The organism is Micromonospora sp. AKA38 (assembly GCF_027925725.1).
Classification (GTDB): domain Bacteria; phylum Actinomycetota; class Actinomycetes; order Mycobacteriales; family Micromonosporaceae; genus Micromonospora.
In genome coordinates this window covers 1,372,681-1,388,233 of the sequence record NZ_BNEI01000005.1, presented here as the reverse complement: position 1 = coordinate 1,388,233, position 15,553 = coordinate 1,372,681, and the positions used below count along the sequence as shown (strand labels likewise).

Sequence of the window (15,553 nt, the reverse complement as noted above, 5' to 3'; positions counted from 1 at the left end):
TACCCGCCTCGCCGCGGTGACGCTCAGCGGGCCGTGCGGTCGCGGACCGCGTCGGCGGCGTAGTTCAGCACCTCCACCATGTCCTCCTCGTCGAGGAACGGCAGATCGGTGAGGATGTCCGTGACGGACATGCCGTCGGCCAGCATGGCCAGCAGCGTGGCCACCGGGACGCGGGACTGCCGCACGCAGGGCGCCCCGCCCATCACGTCGGGGTCGGCGGTGATCCGGGGGAAGGTCACCGCGACAGGTTAGCCCTTCGCCAGGGCCCGGGAGATGACCAGCCGCTGGATCTGGTTGGTGCCCTCGACGATCTGCAACACCTTCGCCTCGCGCATGTACCGCTCGACCGGGTGGTCGGCGACGTAGCCGGCGCCGCCGAGCACCTGCACCGCGTCGGTGGTCACCCGCATCGCCAGGTCGGTGGCGAACAGCTTCGCCTTCGCCGCCTCGATCGAGTACGGCCGGCCCGCGTCGCGCAGCCGCGCGGCGGCCAACAGCAGCGCCCGGGCGGCGGAGATGCCGGTGGCGTGGTCGGCGAGCATGAAGCCGAGGCCCTGGAAGTCGACGATGGCGCGGCCGAACTGCTGCCGCTGGCGCGCGTAGTCGACCGCGTAGTCCAGCGCGGCCTGCGCCAGGCCGACCGCGCAGGCGGCGATGCCGAGGCGGCCGGAGTCCAGCGCCGACATGGCGATGGTGAAGCCGGCGCCCTCGCCGCCGATCAGCCGCTCGGCCGGCACCCGGGCGTCGTCGAACGCGATCTGCGCGACCGGGGAGGCGTGCAGGCCCATGGTGCGCTCGGCGGCCTGCGGTGCGATGCCGGGCGTGGCCCGTTCGGCCAGCAGGCAGGAGATGCCCTTCGGGCCGGGCCCGCCGGTGCGGCAGAAGATGTTGTAGAAGTCGGCGACCCGGGCATGGGTGATCCACGCCTTGGTGCCGGTCACCACGTAGTCGTCGCCGTCGCGGACCGCCCGGGTGGTCAGCGACGCCGCGTCCGACCCGCCCTGCGGCTCGGAGAGGCAGTACGCCCCGAGCAGCTCCCCGCCGATCATGTCGGGCAGCAGCTTGCGCTGCTCGTCGGTGCCGAACTGCGCGAGGGGGTAGCAGGACAGCGTGTGCACGCTGACCGCCTCGGCCACGGCCAGCCACCGGCTGGCGAGGATCTCCAGCACCTGGAGGTAGACCTCGTACGGCTGGGCGGCGCCGCCGTGCTCCTCGGCGTACGGCAGGCCGAGGAGGCCGGCCCGGCCCAGTGTGCGCAGCACGTCCCGGGGGAACTCGGCCCGCTCCTCGAAGCCGGCGGCCTTCGGCGCCAACTCCCGGTCGGCGAGCTCGGTGGCGAGCTCCAGCAGGTCGTGTGCCTCGTCGGTGGGCAGGATCCGGTCGACGTTCATAACGCGATGAGCTCCAGGGGTGGGTGAGCCGGTGCGGCGTCCGGGTCCGGACCCTGCCAGCTTAACGGTCGTTTGGGCGGCGGTGGGAGTCCGTGTCGCTGTCGTACCCGTGGTTCATGATCCTTGTCGTCACAGCGGCACGGAGCACGGGCCGGCGACGGCGTCCCGGCGTGCCCGGCGACGCCCACCGGCGGGAAGGTCGAAACGATGACGGAGCCGACGGACGCCGCACGGCGACGACGGAGCGTGCTGCGGGTCGCGCCCCCGGCGCGGGCCCGCAAGTTGGCCAAGGTGCCCTTCGTGGAGCTGGCCGACGGCCGGTTGCAGGGGGTGGTGTCCAGCGGGTCCGACGTGGAGCGGGTCTACGTCTCCTCGGTGACCGCCGGCAGCCACGCGGTCAACTGCAGCACCAACAACAACCGCCCCTGCGGCGGCCTGCGCGGCAGCCTGCTCTGCAAGCACCTGCACGCGCTGGCCGACGAGGCCGTGCTCCAGTACGGCGTCGAGCAGGTCGCCCGCTACCTGCGCATCGACGCCGGCGACGGCGTCGACAGCGGGGTCGCGCTGCTGGCCCGCACCGACGCGCGGCACGAGCCCGGGCCGGCGGCGGTGGTGTTCAGCCGCTTCCTGCGCCACCTGGCCTACCTGGAGGTCCCGCCGAGCACCGCGCCGGTGCCCGAGCTGCACTGGTTCCCGGCCACCGCGGGGGTGCGCTGATGCTCGCCGCGCAGCTCACCCAGCTCGACGACGGCGCACCCGCCGGGCTGGCCGAGGCACTCGCCGTCGTCGACGGCATCGACGACTCGCTGACCCGCGGCCTGGCCCGTCCGGGCGAGCCGGACGCCGCCGCCTGGGCGGCGCTGGCCGCCGCGGTCGACGGCACCCCGCTGGCCGACCGCGCCGCCGAGGCGGTGCGCGCCGCGACCACCGGCGCGCTCACCGAGGACCACCTGGCCGTCCTCGCCGGCGCCCGCGCCGCGCTGCTCGGCGCCGTCCACGACGCGCTGCTGGACCGGCTCGACACCGCGCTGCACCGCTCCCGCGCCCCGTGGCCCACCGCGCCGTCGGCCGCGCCGGGCGCCACCCCCGCCCTGGCCGGGGCGCGCGCCTGGCTGCACGAGCTGACGCTCGCCGGCTGGCGCGGCGCCGACCACGAGCTGCTCTCCGGCGCCGCCGGGCCGGTGGAGGCCACGCTCGCCGAGCCCTCCCAGCGCCGCCTCGCGGTGCTGCTCGACGGTCTCGCCGCCGAGCTGCGCGCCGGCCTGCCGGTCACCGCCGCGACGCCGGTGCCCACCCGCCGGTGGGCCGACCTGTGGACCCGGGCCGTGCTGCTCGCCGCCGGCGCCGCCACCGAGGCCGCCCCGGCGGAGACGGTGTCCGGCCGGCTGCTGCCGCTCGGCGTCGACGTGCACGAGCACGACACCGCGTTCCAGGCGCAGCTGCACGCCCTGCTCGAACCGGCCGGCGGCGGTCCGGGCCGGCTGGTCCGGGTCACCGTCGTCGCGGCCAAGGTCGCCACCATCGTCGGCCCGGCCGGCTGGCGGCTGCTGGAGGCGTACCCGGTGCTGCTCAAGGCCCTCGCCGAGCGGCGGGCCGTGACCGTCACCGACCTGCCCGCGCACGGCGGCGACCTGCACTGGGTCGAGGAGCGCGCCGTGCTCGGCGACCCCGCCGACCCGTTCGCCACCGCCCGGGTGCTGCTCGCCGACGCGACCGCGCCGGCCACCCCGCCGCTGCAACGCCATCCCGCCGCGCTCGCCGAACCGGTCCTGGTCGAGGGCCGCGTCGTCCGCGACGACGACGGTGACCCGGTGGTCGCGCTCGACGGCCGGACGATCCCGCTGGCCGTCGACCGGCTGCCCGCCGCCGGGCCGCTCACCCCCGCGCTTCTCAACGCCGCCACCGCGTGCCTCGGCCTGCTCCGCTGGGACGACGACCGCTGGCTGCTGCAACCACTCGCCGTGCGGGCCACCGTCAAACGGCAGACCGTCGAGGCGCACAACGGCGACTGGGCGTGCGGCGTCACCGACCCGAAGGTGGCCAAGGCCGAGGCGCGGGCCGGCGACGCGGTGGCCGTGCTGCGCGAACGCGCCGGAAGGTTGCTGCGCCGATGACCGCCGACCGCGACCACGCCAACCGCCGCCAGGTGCTCTACTGGCGACTGCTCGCCCGCCTGTTCCACCCCGACGAGCAGCCCGCGCTGGAATCCGCCAGCGTCGCCGTCGTCGACGACCTCGACCTGCCCACCGCGCTGCTGGACCCGGCCGTCTCCGTCGACACCGTCGTCCAGCGCTTCCCGGCGCTCGCCGACGAGCTGCGCGACCTGCTCACCCCCGACCCCGACGCCCCGGCCGGCCCGTTCGAGCCCACCGAGACCGAGGTACGCCGGGCCGCGCTGGCCTCGAAGCTGCTGCTCAACGTGTTCGCCACCGGCGCCGGCGAGGTCAGCGCAGGGCAACTGGCCCGCTGGCAGGCCGACGCCGGCTGGTTCGAGCAGGCCTGCGGCGTCGCCCCCGGGGAGCTGCGCCGCGGCGGGGCCGGTCTCGGCGCCACACTCGCCGGCCTGGAGGGCGACCTGGTCCGCCGGATGCGCCTGCGGGAGGTGCTCGCCGACCCGGCGCTGGCCGCCCGGCTCACCCCGAGCATGTCCCTGATCGAGCAGCTCCTGCGCGACAAGTCGAACCTGTCCGGGGTGGCGCTGGCCAACGCCAAGTCACTGATCCGCCGCTACGTCGACCAGGTCGCCGAGGTGCTGCGCACCCAGGTCGCGCAGGCCACCGTCGGCGCGGTCGACCGCTCGGTGCCGCCCAAGCGGGTCTTCCGCAACCTCGACCTCGACCGCACGATCTGGCAGAACCTCACCAACTGGAGCCCCGACGACGAACGGCTCTACGTCGACCGGCTCTACTACCGGCAGACCGCGCGGCGCACCACGCCGTCCCGGCTCATCGTGGTGGTCGACCAGTCCGGCTCGATGGTCGACTCGATGGTCAACTGCACCATCCTCGCCTCCATCTTCGCCGGGCTGCCCAAGGTCGACGTGCACCTCATCGCGTACGACACCCGGGCGCTGGACCTCACCCCGTGGGTGCACGACCCGTTCGAGGTGCTGCTGCGCACCAACCTCGGCGGCGGCAACGACGGCCCGGTCGCCATGGCACTGGCCCGCCCCAAGATCGTCGAGCCCCGCAACACGGTCCTGGTCTGGATCTCCGACTTCTACGAGTTCGACCGCTCCCAGCCGCTGTTCGACGGCATCGAGGCCGTGCACCGCTCCGGGGTGAAGTTCATCCCGGTCGGCTCCGTCAACAGCTCCGGCAACCAGAGCGTCAACCCCTGGTTCCGGCAACGCCTGAAGGACCTGGGCACCCCCGTCATCTCCGGCCACATCCGCAAGCTCGTCGTCGAGCTGAAGAACTTCCTCACCTAGGAGAGCACCCCTGATGTCCGACATGCTCCGCGCCCCCGCCGAGGTCACCTACGCCGACGAGCTGGCCTACCTCGAGTCGGTCGACACCGGGCCGAAGCCGTTCTCCTGGCGCCTGAGTCCCCGCATGGTCCGGCTGTTCGTGCTCGGCTCCGAACGCGCCGACGGCCTCGAGCGGGAGATCCCGCAGAAGTGGTTCGGCGACCGCAGCTTCGTCGAACGCAGCATCGTCACGCTCGCCTCCGACCGGGGCCTGCTGCTCATCGGCGACCCCGGCACCGGCAAGAGCTGGCTCGCCGAGCTGCTCTCGGCCGCGATCTGCGGCAACTCCACGCTCGTCGTGCAGGGCACCGCCGGCACCACCGAGGACCACATCAAGTACTCGTGGAACGTCTCCATGGTCATCGCCCGCGGCCAGTCCCGCGAGTCGATGATCCCCTCGCCGATCATGACCGCGATGGAGCGCGGCGTCATCGGCCGCTTCGAGGAACTCACCCGCTCCACCAGCGACGTGCAGGACGCCCTCATCTCCATCCTGTCCGAGAAGTACGTCGCCATCCCCGAGCTGGACCAGGACAACATCGTCTTCGCCCAGCCCGGCTTCTCGATCATCGCCACCGCGAACAGCCGCGACCGGGGCGTCAACGACCTCTCCTCCGCGCTCAAGCGCCGGTTCAACTTCGTCCGCATCCCGGTGGTCACCAACAAGCGCAGCGAAGCCGAGATCGTCCGCTTCCGCACCGAGGAGTTGCTGCGCCGGCACCGCATCGAGCTGGAGGTCCCGCCCACCCTGCTCGACATCCTGCTGCAGAGCTTCGCCGACCTGCGCGCCGCCGCGTCCGCCGCCACCAGCGACGACGAGAAGCTCGAGTCGGCGCTGTCCACCGCCGAGCAGATCGGCGTGCTGGAGGACGCCGTCCTGCACAGCCAGTTCTTCGGCGACCGCACCCTGCGCGCCGGGACGCTCGCCGGGTCGCTGGTCGGCTCGCTGGCCCGACGCAGCCCGGAGGACCTGGCCATCCTCAACAAGTACCTGCACGGCGTCGTCGAGCCCCGGGCCAAGGCCGACGGCGGCGAGTGGGACGGCTTCCTCGACGGCGGCCGCCAGGCGATCGCGTCGCTGTCATGACCGCACCCGCCCGGACCGGCCTCTTCGGCGCGCTGCGCGAGCAGCTCACCGACGCCGCCGCCGCATTCGCCGAGTCCCCCGACGCGCTCGCCGGGATCCTCGCCGGCATGGTCGACGACGTCGACCGGGCCCTCGGCGAACGGCTGGAGATCTTCCCGGTCTGCCACCACTCCCCCGCGTCCGCGCTGGCCATGGCCCGGCGACTACGCGCCCGCCCACCCAGGGTCATCTACCTCGAACTCTGCGAGGACCTGCGCCCCCTGCTCGACGAGCTGCGCAACTGCCGCCTCCCGGTGGCCGTGCAGGCGTTCGCCACCGAACTCGACGGCTTCCCCGCCGAGTGGAGCCCGCTGAGCGTCATCGCCCCGATCACCGAGGCCTCCGCGGAATACCAGGCCATCGCGTACGCGCTGGACACGCCCGGCGTCGAGCTGGTGCTGGTGGACCGCTCCACCGACCACGTCTTCCAGTGGACCCCGCGCGACGACCAGCCGGCCGACCCCGACCCGACGCCGGCCGCCGACGAGGACGCCGCGCTGCACGGCGACGCGGTCGGCGTGGAGATCGGCGACCTGCGCCCCCGCTTCGCCGAACTGGAAGCCCACCTGCTGCACCACGGCAAGGTCCGGCACTGGTCGGAGTGGTGGGACCAGTACGTCGAACGCCCCCTCGCCGACGCCGACCACGACACCTACCGGCAGGTCATGGTGCTGATCGGCAGCCTGTTCCGGCGCCTGCGCCCCACCCGGTCCGCCCGCGACGACCGCGACGAGGACCGGGAACGCCACATGTGGACGCGGATGCGCCAGCACCTCGCCGCCTCCGGCGCCGACCCGGCCGACTGCCTCTACGTCTGCGGCGCGTTCCACGCCGCCAGCCACGTCGAACAGTTCGGCCTCGACTCCACCGCCCCGGACTTCCCGATCAGCCCCCGCACCGGCACCCGCTGGCGCTACGGCCTCATCCCGTCCAGCCACTCCGCCATCGAGGCGCAGTTCGGCCTCGCCCCCGGCACCGTCTCCATCGCGGCCGCGAACTGGGCCGCCGCGGTCGGCCGCACCCGGCTCACGCCGTACCGGCTGGCCGGACAGCAGACCGGCAAGAAGGGCCGCCGTACCCGGGCGACCCCGACGGCCACCCCGCCCGACGAGACCGCCGACCGGCTCAGCGGCTTCCTGGCCGCGCCACCGGCGCTCGACGCGCTGGACGAGGCGGAACTGCGCGGCTGGTGCGTCGACATCGTCCGACTCGCCCGCCGCAACGGCTACCTCGCCAGCACCGCCGACGCGATCGCCGTGTTCGAGACCTCGATCCTGCTGGCCAACCTGCGCAACCGGGCCAAGCCGACCCCCTACGACTTCGCCGACGCCGCGGTCACCTGCATCGAGAAGGACGTGGTGCCGGGCCGACGCGACGTCCGCCGGCTCTGCGAGATCCTGCTCGGCGGCGACCGCGTCGGCCAGGTCGGATACGACTCGCTGCCGCCGCTGGCCCGCGACGTGCTCGACCGGCTCCGCCCACTCGGGCTCGACCTGGAGCGGCGTACCGTGCAGCGGGCGCTGCTCGACCTGCGCGCCGACCCGGCGCTGGAACCCTGCTCCGACCTGCTCTGGATGCTGCGCCACCTGCTGCCCGCCGACGCGGTCCGCCCGATCATGGGCGAGCGCCGCCTCGGCCACCGCTCCACCCAGGAGAGCTGGGACCTCGCCCTCGGCCGCAACCAACGCGCCCTCATCGAGCTGGGCTACGAGGGCGTCACCGTCGAGCAGGTGCTGGAGCAACGGCTGCGGCGCGCGGTCCGCGGCCCGGACGCCACCGCCGCCCGCGCGCTCGCCGCCGTCGAGGACGCCATCCGCCTGCTCGACAGTCCCCGGCTGGTCGACGAACTCGGCGCGCGGGCGGTGGAGCTGCTCGCGGCCGAACGCACCGTCGACGACGCGCCGGAGGTGCTGCGCCGCATCCGGCGGCTGCTCGCCCACCACCGCACCACCGCGCCGACGCTGCCGGCCTGGTGTCAGGCGTTCGTCACCACCGGGTACGCCCACTACTGCACGCTGCTGCCCACCGCGTTCGTCGACGAGGCCACCGGCGTCCGCCAGGTCGGCGCCATGCTCGGCTTCCTGTTCCACATGGAGAGCCTCGCGCTGTCGCTGGGCTGCGACCGGTCCCAGCTCGAACTGGCCGTCGCCCAGGCTCACCCCGAGGCGCCGGCGAAGCTGGCACTGCTCTGGGCCGCCCGCCACCAGCTCGGCCTGCTGCCGCTGGCCCAACTCCGGGAGCACTGCGCCGAGTTGCTGGGCAACCCGCTTGTGGTGCCGGCGTTCCCGCAGTACCTGTCCGGGTTCGTGCACGCCCTCGATCCGGTGCCGGGGCTGGCGCCGTTCGTGGTGGAGACCATGTCGGCCGCGTTCGCCGGGCTGCCGGACCCCGTGCTGTTGCCGTGGCTGCCCACCCTGATCACCACGCTGCGGGAGCACGGCCCGGAGCTGGTGCCGCTGCTGGTCCGGGAGGCGGAACGCACCTTCCCCGCCACGCTGCCCGAGCTGGACGCCTGGACACCGCCGTGGGCCGCCGCACCCGCCGCGCCCACGGCGGCACCGCCGCCGACCCAGGCTGGCCCGGTGGCCGGCATGCTGGTCGCCCACCCGGACGCGCTGGACGCGGTGGCCGCGTTGCTCGGCTGCGACGCGCCGTGGCGCTCCCCCACCGGGCCCGAACAGCCGACCGGCGGCGGCTCGCCGCTGCTCGCCGCGCATCCGGACACCGCCGTCGCCGTGGTGGCCCTGCTGACGCCGGACCGGCCCGAGGTCAGTAAGGGGTGACCAGGGGCCGGCTGTCGTCCACGAAGTACGCGTGGGCGCGCTGCAACTCGGTGCGGGTGACGCCCTCGGTCGACGGCTCCATGACGGCGTGCTCCTCTCCGCGCGGCCGACCGGGCCGCGACCCGACGGTAACCCGATCCCCGCCGCGGTTCGGGCCGGTTGCCGGCGGCGGGCACCATGGAGTGGTGATCCGCTTCCTGCTGAACCTGTTGTGGCTCGTCTTCGGCGGCGGCATCGTCCTGGCCCTGGGCTACGGCGTGGCCGCCCTGATCTGCTTCGTCCTGGTCGTCACCATCCCGTTCGGCGTGGCCTCGCTGCGCCTGGCCTCGTACGCGCTGTGGCCGTTCGGGCGCACGCTCGTGCCGAAGCCGGGCGCCGGCGTCCCGTCCGGGCTGGCGAACGTGCTCTGGGTGCTGCTGGCCGGCTGGTGGCTCGCCCTGTCGCACATCCTCGCCGGGGTCGCGCTCTGCGTGACGATCATCGGTATCCCGTTCGGGGTGGCCAACTTCAAGCTGGTCCCGGCCGCGCTGTGGCCGCTCGGCCAGGAGGTCGTCGAGACGCCCTGACCGGGCCGTTCCCGCCCGCCGGGCAGCACCCGCTCCTCCTGGTCGGTCCCTTTCGCGCTGGTGGCGGAAACGACTCAGGGGCCGCCACGGCTGGCGGTGTCCGACAGCCAGGAGCAGCACCATCCCGGGGCGGGCGACCCGCTGGAGGCCGCCGACGGGTCACACCCGCTAAAGCATCCTAGGAGGATAGTGTGGTCGGTAGAACGGCCGAATGCGGTTCGCGTTCCACCACGGATGACTACGGTCGGTGAGGTGGGGGGTCGGGACGGGGTGATCGAGGCGCTCAAGGCGGATCCGGCGCTCGCCGGGCTGCGTCGTTCGCTGGACTTCTACCACGGTGACCGGGCCCGCGAGGCCGCGCTGGACGCGTTCTACGGGCCGCTGGTGCGCGCCGGCGACCTGGTCCTCGACATCGGCGCGCACGTGGGTGACCGGCTGGCCAGCTTCCGCCGGCTCGGCGCCCGGGTGGTGGCCGTGGAGCCGCAGCCGCTCTGCGCGCGGGTGCTGCGCGCCCTGCACGCGGGCGACGAGGCGGTCACCGTGGTGGAGGCGGCCTGCGGGCGGACCACCGGACCGGTGCGGCTGCACGTGAACTCCGCCAATCCGACCGTCTCCACCGCCTCCCCCGGCTTCGTCCGGGCCGCCGGGCAGGCCGCCGGCTGGGCGGGTGAGACCTGGGACGCCGAGATCGAGGTGGCCGGCACCACCCTGGACGCCCTCCTCGCCGAGCACGGCGTGCCGGCGTTCATCAAGATCGACGTGGAGGGTTTCGAGGACGCGGTGCTGGCCGGGCTGAGCCGGCCGGTGCCGGCGCTGTCGTTCGAGTTCACCACCATCGCACGGGACCTGGCCGGGCGCTGCCTGGACCGACTCACCGCGCTGGGCTTCACCGGGTTCGCCGTGGCGCTCGGCGACGAGATGGGATTCGCGCTGCCCGGCTGGCGGTCGGCCGCCGAGGTGGCGGCGTACCTGTGCGCGGTGCCGCACGAGGCGAACGCCGGCGACGTGTACGCGCGGAGCTGACGGCGGTCCACTCGGACAACCGCTCCGACATCGAATCGACGCTGCTCACCGGCTTGATCCACCGATCCGCTGCCCCGCCGCTTTTTTCAGGGCTCGAACTTAGCCATGGTTTGTTATCTGCCCGTTATTGACGTGACCGGCGCCACTTCGGTTGACTGCCACGGAACCGCTACCGCAACCGGTTCCGAAACATCCCCCTCACCCCTGCGACCCGGGAGCGTCACGTGCCGATCACCATCGCCGACGTCGCCACCCGGGCCGGGGTGAGCAAGACGACCGTCTCGCGCGTGCTCAACGGCAAGGGCGAGGTGCACATCCGCACCGCCGACCGGGTCCGCGCCGTGATCAGCGACCTCGGCTACGTGCCCAGCGCCCGCGCGGTCGGCCTGGCCCGGGGGCGTACCCGGGTGGTCGGCATGCTGGTGCCGGCGCTGACCTGGCCGTGGATGGGCGAGGTGCTCCAGGGCGCGGCCGACACGGTCGAGGCCGCCGGCTACGGCATGCTGCTGTTCACCTGCACCCACGGCGACGAGTCGATGCGCCGCTTCGCCTCCCAGGTCTCCGCGAAGTCCTTCGACGGCCTGCTCGTGGTCGAACCCGAGGGCACCCTGGACTACATCACCGGGCTGCACCGCCGCGGCCTGCCGGTGATCCTGATCGACGACCGCGGTCACCAGCCCGGCTTCCCGTCGGTGCGGACCACCAACGAGGCCGGCGCGCGGGCCGCCGCCGCGCACCTGCTGGCGCTCGGACGCCGACGACCGCTCGTCATCACCGGGCTGCGCCGGTTCGGCTGCACCCGCGAACGGCTCGCCGGCTTCGCCGGCGGCTACGCGGACGCCGGCGTACCCATCGAGCCGGCTCGGGTGGTGGAGGGCGACTTCACGTTCGAGTGCGGGCGCGCGGCGGTGCGCCGGCTGCTCGCCGACGGCGTGCCGTTCGACGCGGTCTTCGCGCACAACGACCTCTCCGCCGCCGGCGCGCTCCAGGCGCTGCGCGACGCCGGCCGCCGCGTCCCACAGGACGTGGCGGTGGTCGGCTTCGACGACCTGCCGCTGGCCGGGCACACCCACCCGCCGCTCAGCTCGGTGCACCAGCCGCTACGGGAGATGGGCGCGGCCGCCGCCCGGCTCCTCATCGCCCACCTCACCGGCACGCCGCTGCCGGACACCCCGACCGTCATCCCCACCGGCTTCGCCGCCCGCGCCTCCACCCGCGTCACCTGAGCAGTCACCCCCGCCGAACCCGGCGACCACACCGGCGGGCCCCGCCCGCCGGTGGCACCACCGCACACCCTCCATCCACCACATCCCGCCCGAGGACATGCGGGACCACCGAGGGAGACCTCCATGAGAAGAAGGCACCTCCTCGCCGTCGCGCTGGCCGGCGCGATGGTCACCACCACGGTCGCCGCGTGCGGCGACAGCCCGAACGCGAACAAGAAGAGCGGCCAGGCCGCGACCGTGCTGAACGTCGGCATGCCCAACGGCCCGCAGGCGGAGAACAACAACCCGTTCCTGACCACCTCGGCCGCGGCGTCGCTGGGCTACCGCTGGCAGATCTACGAGCCGCTGATGATGTGGAACCCGGTCAAGCCGGCGGACCCGTTCAAGCCGTGGCTGGCCAGCAAGGCCGAGTGGTCGGCGGACTACAAGTCGGTCAAGGTCACCATCCGTGACAACGCCACCTGGTCGGACGGGCAGAAGGTCACCGCCGAGGACGTGGCGTTCACCTACAACCTGGTCAAGAAGTTCCCGGCGCTCAACGACCAGGGCGTGCCCTACACGGACGCGGTCGCGACCGGCAACGAGGTCACCATCTCGATGTCCAGCCCGCAGTTCGTCAACCAGCAGAAGGTGCTGTGGCGGGTGCCGATCGTGCCCAAGCACCTCTGGGAGAAGATCGCCGACCCGACCACCGACCCGGTGAAGCAGCCGGTCGGCAGCGGCCCGTACACGCTCAAGTCGTTCACGCCGGCGACCACCACGCTGACCGTACGGGACAAGGGCTACTGGCAGGACGCGCCGAAGGTGAAGGAGCTGCGCTTCACCTCGTACACGGACAACAGCGCGCAGACCACCGCGCTGGCCAACGGCGAGTCGGAGTGGAGCTTCGTCTTCATCCCCAACTACCAGACCGTGTTCGTGGCCAAGGACCAGAAGAACCACAAGGTGTGGGCGCCGCCGGTGCTGGGCATCCACGGCCTCTACCTGAACACCACGAAGAAGCCGTTCGACGACCCGACGCTGCGCAAGGCGATGAACATGGTCGTCGACCGCGCGGACATCTTCACCACCGCCGAGGCCGCGTACTTCCACCCCGAGGTGAAGAGCGTGACCGGGCTGCCCAGCCCGGCCGGCGACCCGTTCATCGCGGCGGAGTACAAGGGCCAGGAGCACAAGGTCGACGTCGAGGGCGCCAAGGCGCTGCTCACCGGCGCGGGCTACAAGCTCGACGGCACCACGCTCAAGGACAAGGGCGGCAAGCCGGTGACGATCAAGCTCACCGACCCGGCCGGCTGGTCCGACTACCAGACCAGCCTGGAGATCGTGAAGGACAACCTGTCGAAGATCGGCATCGCGGCGACCATCGACAAGGCCAACCAGGACGCCTGGTTCCGCAACGTGGAGCAGGGCAACTTCGACGCCACGTTCCGGTGGACCGAGAGCGGCGCGACGCCGTACGACATCTACCGCACGATCATGGACGGCCGGGTACTCAAGCCGATCGGCACCGCCTCGCCCGCCGGCAACTTCGGCCGCTTCGACGACAAGACGGCGACCGACGCCCTGGTCGCGTACGCCAACGCCACCGACGACGCCGCCCGCACCACCGCGCTCGCCACGCTCCAGAAGATCTTCGTCGAGCAGGTGCCGATGATCCCGGTCGGCGCGGACAACATCGGCGGCGCGTACAGCACGAAGAACTGGACCGGCTGGCCGGACGACTCGAACCCGTACGGCGCGCTCCAGCCCACCCAGCCCAACGCGGTGGACGTGGTGCTGCACCTCAAGCCGACCGCCGGCTGACCCGGCGTCGTCTCCCCGGCCGGCGGACGAGCCGGCCGGGGAGACGACGCCCGCCCCTCACCCCGGCAACCCCAGACAGGAATTCGGCATGACGACGACCGAGAGCGCCCCGGCGCCGGCCGACGAGGTGGTGCTGGAGGCCGTCGGCCTGACCAAGCACTTCCCGGTCCGCCGGCGGCTGCGCGACCTCCTCTCCCGGACCTCGGCGGTGGTGCACGCCGTCGACGACGTCTCGATCGCGCTGCGCCGCGGCCGGGTGACCGCGCTGGTCGGCGAGTCCGGCTCCGGCAAGTCCACGGTGGCCCGGCTGCTGGCCCAGCTCTATCCGCGCACCGCCGGCGACATCCGGCTGCACGGCGTCCCGACCCGGGTCCGCGGCGGCCGGCGCTTCCGGGCGTACGTGCGCCGGGTGCAGTTGATCCTCCAGGACCCGTTCGCCTCGTTGAACCCGGTGCACACCGTGCGCTACCACCTCACCCGGTCGCTGCGCATCCACGGCAACGCCGGCGACGGCGCGGACGGGCTGGAGAAGGCGCTGGCCGACCTGCTCACCCGGGTCAGCCTCACCCCGCCCGAGCGCTACCTCGACGCGTTCCCGCACGAGCTGTCCGGCGGCCAGCGCCAGCGCGTCGCCATCGCCCGGGCGCTCGGCGCGGACCCGGAGGTGCTGCTCGCCGACGAGCCGGTCTCCATGCTGGACGTCTCGATCCGCCTCGGCGTGCTCAACCTGCTCCAGGACCTCAAGGACCGGCTGAACCTGGCCATCCTCTACATCACCCACGACATCGCCTCGGCCCGCTACTTCGCCGACGAGACGATCGTCATGTACGCCGGCCGGATGGTCGAGGGCGGCGACAGCGAGACGGTCACCCAGCGGCCGGCGCACCCGTACACCCGGTTGTTGATCGATTCGGCGCCGGACCCGGAGCGGATCACCGGCGCGGGCGCCGACGCTGTCGCGGCGGCCGGGCCGGACCACGGCGAGCCACCGAGCCTGATCCGCCCGCCGGCCGGCTGCCGGTTCCATCCGCGCTGCCCGCACGCCATGCCCCGGTGCGCCACCGACCTGCCGCCGCCGATCCCGATCGACGACCGGCCCGGGCACTGGGCGGCCTGCTGGCTGTTCGACGGGGCCACCGTCGCCGACGAGCACGCCGGCCACGGCCCGCGCGAGGAGGCGGCCCGATGAGGTTCCTGCTGCAACGGGTGGCCTTCTACCTGTTCACCGCCTGGGCGGCGATCACGCTCAACTTCTTCATCCCCCGGATCGTGCCGGGCGACCCGGTGCAGTCGTTGATCTCCCGTAACCAGGGTCGGATCAGCGCCGACGCGATCGCCTCGCTGCGGGTGCTGTTCGGGCTGGACTCCGACCGCAACCTGTGGGAGCAGTACGTCGCCTACTGGGGGCAACTCCTGCACGGCGACCTGGGCCTGTCGTTCACGTTCTTCCCGGCGCCGGTGTCGGAGGTGATCGGGAGCAGCCTGCCGTGGACGGTCGGTCTGGTCGGCGTCACCACGGTGGTCAGCTTCCTGCTCGGCACCGCGCTGGGCGTGGGCGCCGGCTGGCGGCGCGGCTCGTGGATCGACGGGCTGCTGCCGGCCACCACGTTCCTCTCCTCGATCCCCTACTTCTGGCTGGGTCTGGTGGCGATCGCGTTGTTCGCCGGGCCGGGCAGCTTCTTCCCCTCCTCCGGCGGCTACGAGCCGGGGCTGGTGCCGGCGTTCGACGCGTACTTCATCCCGAGCGCGCTCCAGCACAGCATCCTGCCCGCGGCGACCATCCTGGTCTCCTCGATGAGCGGCTGGATCCTCAGCATGCGCAACATGATGGTCACCGTCGCCAGCGAGGACTACATCACGGTCGCGCACGCCAAGGGGCTCTCCGAGCGCCGGGTGGCGCTCAGTTACGCCGCGCGCAACGCGTTGCTGCCCAACGTCTCCGGCTTCGCGTTGTCGCTGGGCTTCATCGTCGGCGGCACGCTGCTGGTGGAGATCGTCTTCTCCTATCCGGGCCTGGGGTTCCAGCTCTTCCAGGCGGTCGGCAGCAAGGACTACCCGCTCATGCAGGGCATCTTCCTGATCATCACGATCTCGGTGCTGGTGGCGAACCTGCTCGCCGACGTCGCGTACCTGCTCCTCGACCCGCGGACCCGAAAGAGCTGAGCG

Annotated in this window: 13 protein-coding genes; 11 read left to right on the top strand and 2 right to left on the bottom strand. The window is 73.0% G+C overall.

What is annotated here, in order from left to right; translation table 11 throughout:
* Nucleotides 1-23: 23 nt before the first annotated feature.
* Nucleotides 24-239: a DUF433 domain-containing protein gene (locus tag TPA0908_RS22980; protein ID WP_107156812.1), complete on the bottom strand. Its 216-nt coding sequence runs from the start codon at nucleotides 237-239 to the stop codon at nucleotides 24-26.
* Between the two features lie 9 nt (nucleotides 240-248).
* Complete coding sequence (locus TPA0908_RS22975) at nucleotides 249-1,391, bottom strand: acyl-CoA dehydrogenase family protein (RefSeq protein ID WP_281941148.1); 1,143 nt, start codon at nucleotides 1,389-1,391, stop codon at nucleotides 249-251.
* A 246-nt stretch (nucleotides 1,392-1,637) separates the two neighbouring features.
* Between TPA0908_RS22975 and TPA0908_RS22970 the strand changes: the two genes are divergently transcribed.
* The 11 genes from TPA0908_RS22970 (at nucleotide 1,638) to TPA0908_RS22920 (ending at nucleotide 15,550) form a co-directional block, all read left to right on the top strand.
* A complete protein-coding gene (locus TPA0908_RS22970; RefSeq protein WP_281942660.1) occupies nucleotides 1,638-2,108 on the top strand; it encodes a hypothetical protein in 471 nt (156 codons plus the stop codon).
* Nucleotides 2,108-3,505 carry a hypothetical protein gene (locus TPA0908_RS22965; RefSeq protein WP_281941146.1) on the top strand — a complete coding sequence of 466 codons (1,398 nt, stop codon included), beginning with the start codon at nucleotides 2,108-2,110 and terminating at the stop codon, nucleotides 3,503-3,505. Before TPA0908_RS22970 ends, TPA0908_RS22965 begins: the two co-directional genes overlap by 1 nt.
* Entirely contained in the window at nucleotides 3,502-4,821 is a 1,320-nt protein-coding gene (locus tag TPA0908_RS22960) for a vWA domain-containing protein (protein WP_281941144.1), read from the top strand. Before TPA0908_RS22965 ends, TPA0908_RS22960 begins: the two co-directional genes overlap by 4 nt.
* A 13-nt stretch (nucleotides 4,822-4,834) precedes the next feature.
* Nucleotides 4,835-5,947, top strand: coding sequence for an ATP-binding protein (locus TPA0908_RS22955; RefSeq protein ID WP_281941141.1), 1,113 nt, complete (start codon nucleotides 4,835-4,837; stop codon nucleotides 5,945-5,947).
* Nucleotides 5,944-8,769, top strand: a complete 2,826-nt coding sequence (locus TPA0908_RS22950; RefSeq protein ID WP_281941140.1) for a DUF5682 family protein — start codon at nucleotides 5,944-5,946, stop codon at nucleotides 8,767-8,769. Before TPA0908_RS22955 ends, TPA0908_RS22950 begins: the two co-directional genes overlap by 4 nt.
* 185 nt (nucleotides 8,770-8,954) lie before the next feature.
* Nucleotides 8,955-9,335, top strand: coding sequence for a YccF domain-containing protein (locus TPA0908_RS22945; RefSeq protein ID WP_199199704.1), 381 nt, complete (start codon nucleotides 8,955-8,957; stop codon nucleotides 9,333-9,335).
* A 252-nt stretch (nucleotides 9,336-9,587) separates the two neighbouring features.
* Complete coding sequence (locus TPA0908_RS22940; RefSeq protein WP_281941137.1) at nucleotides 9,588-10,358, top strand: FkbM family methyltransferase; 771 nt, start codon at nucleotides 9,588-9,590, stop codon at nucleotides 10,356-10,358.
* 224 nt (nucleotides 10,359-10,582) lie between these two features.
* The gene (locus TPA0908_RS22935; RefSeq protein WP_281941135.1) at nucleotides 10,583-11,584 is read left to right on the top strand and encodes a LacI family DNA-binding transcriptional regulator; all 1,002 of its coding nucleotides are present in this window, start codon (nucleotides 10,583-10,585) and stop codon (nucleotides 11,582-11,584) included.
* A gap of 123 nt (nucleotides 11,585-11,707) precedes the next feature.
* On the top strand, nucleotides 11,708-13,387 hold the full coding sequence (locus TPA0908_RS22930; protein ID WP_281941133.1) for an ABC transporter substrate-binding protein: 1,680 nt from the start codon (nucleotides 11,708-11,710) through the stop codon (nucleotides 13,385-13,387).
* Between the two features lie 88 nt (nucleotides 13,388-13,475).
* Entirely contained in the window at nucleotides 13,476-14,576 is a 1,101-nt protein-coding gene (locus tag TPA0908_RS22925) for an ABC transporter ATP-binding protein (RefSeq protein ID WP_281941132.1), read from the top strand.
* A complete protein-coding gene (locus TPA0908_RS22920; RefSeq protein ID WP_281941130.1) occupies nucleotides 14,573-15,550 on the top strand; it encodes an ABC transporter permease in 978 nt (325 codons plus the stop codon). The genes TPA0908_RS22925 and TPA0908_RS22920 overlap by 4 nt, the downstream gene beginning before the upstream one ends.
* The last annotated feature ends 3 nt before the right edge of the window (nucleotides 15,551-15,553 follow it).

What these genes read in the sequence shown, in the direction of transcription:
- TPA0908_RS22965 (WP_281941146.1), top strand. Translation starts at nt 2,108, where the DNA reads ATGCTCGCCGCGCAGCTCACCCAGCTCGACGACGGCGCACCCGCCGGG.
- TPA0908_RS22950 (WP_281941140.1), top strand. Translation starts at nt 5,944, where the DNA reads ATGACCGCACCCGCCCGGACCGGCCTCTTCGGCGCGCTGCGCGAGCAG.
- TPA0908_RS22955 (WP_281941141.1), top strand. Translation starts at nt 4,835, where the DNA reads ATGTCCGACATGCTCCGCGCCCCCGCCGAGGTCACCTACGCCGACGAG.
- TPA0908_RS22975 (WP_281941148.1), bottom strand. Translation starts at nt 1,391, where the DNA reads ATGAACGTCGACCGGATCCTGCCCACCGACGAGGCACACGACCTGCTG.
- TPA0908_RS22920 (WP_281941130.1), top strand. Translation starts at nt 14,573, where the DNA reads ATGAGGTTCCTGCTGCAACGGGTGGCCTTCTACCTGTTCACCGCCTGG.
- TPA0908_RS22930 (WP_281941133.1), top strand. Translation starts at nt 11,708, where the DNA reads ATGAGAAGAAGGCACCTCCTCGCCGTCGCGCTGGCCGGCGCGATGGTC.
- TPA0908_RS22960 (WP_281941144.1), top strand. Translation starts at nt 3,502, where the DNA reads ATGACCGCCGACCGCGACCACGCCAACCGCCGCCAGGTGCTCTACTGG.
- TPA0908_RS22925 (WP_281941132.1), top strand. Translation starts at nt 13,476, where the DNA reads ATGACGACGACCGAGAGCGCCCCGGCGCCGGCCGACGAGGTGGTGCTG.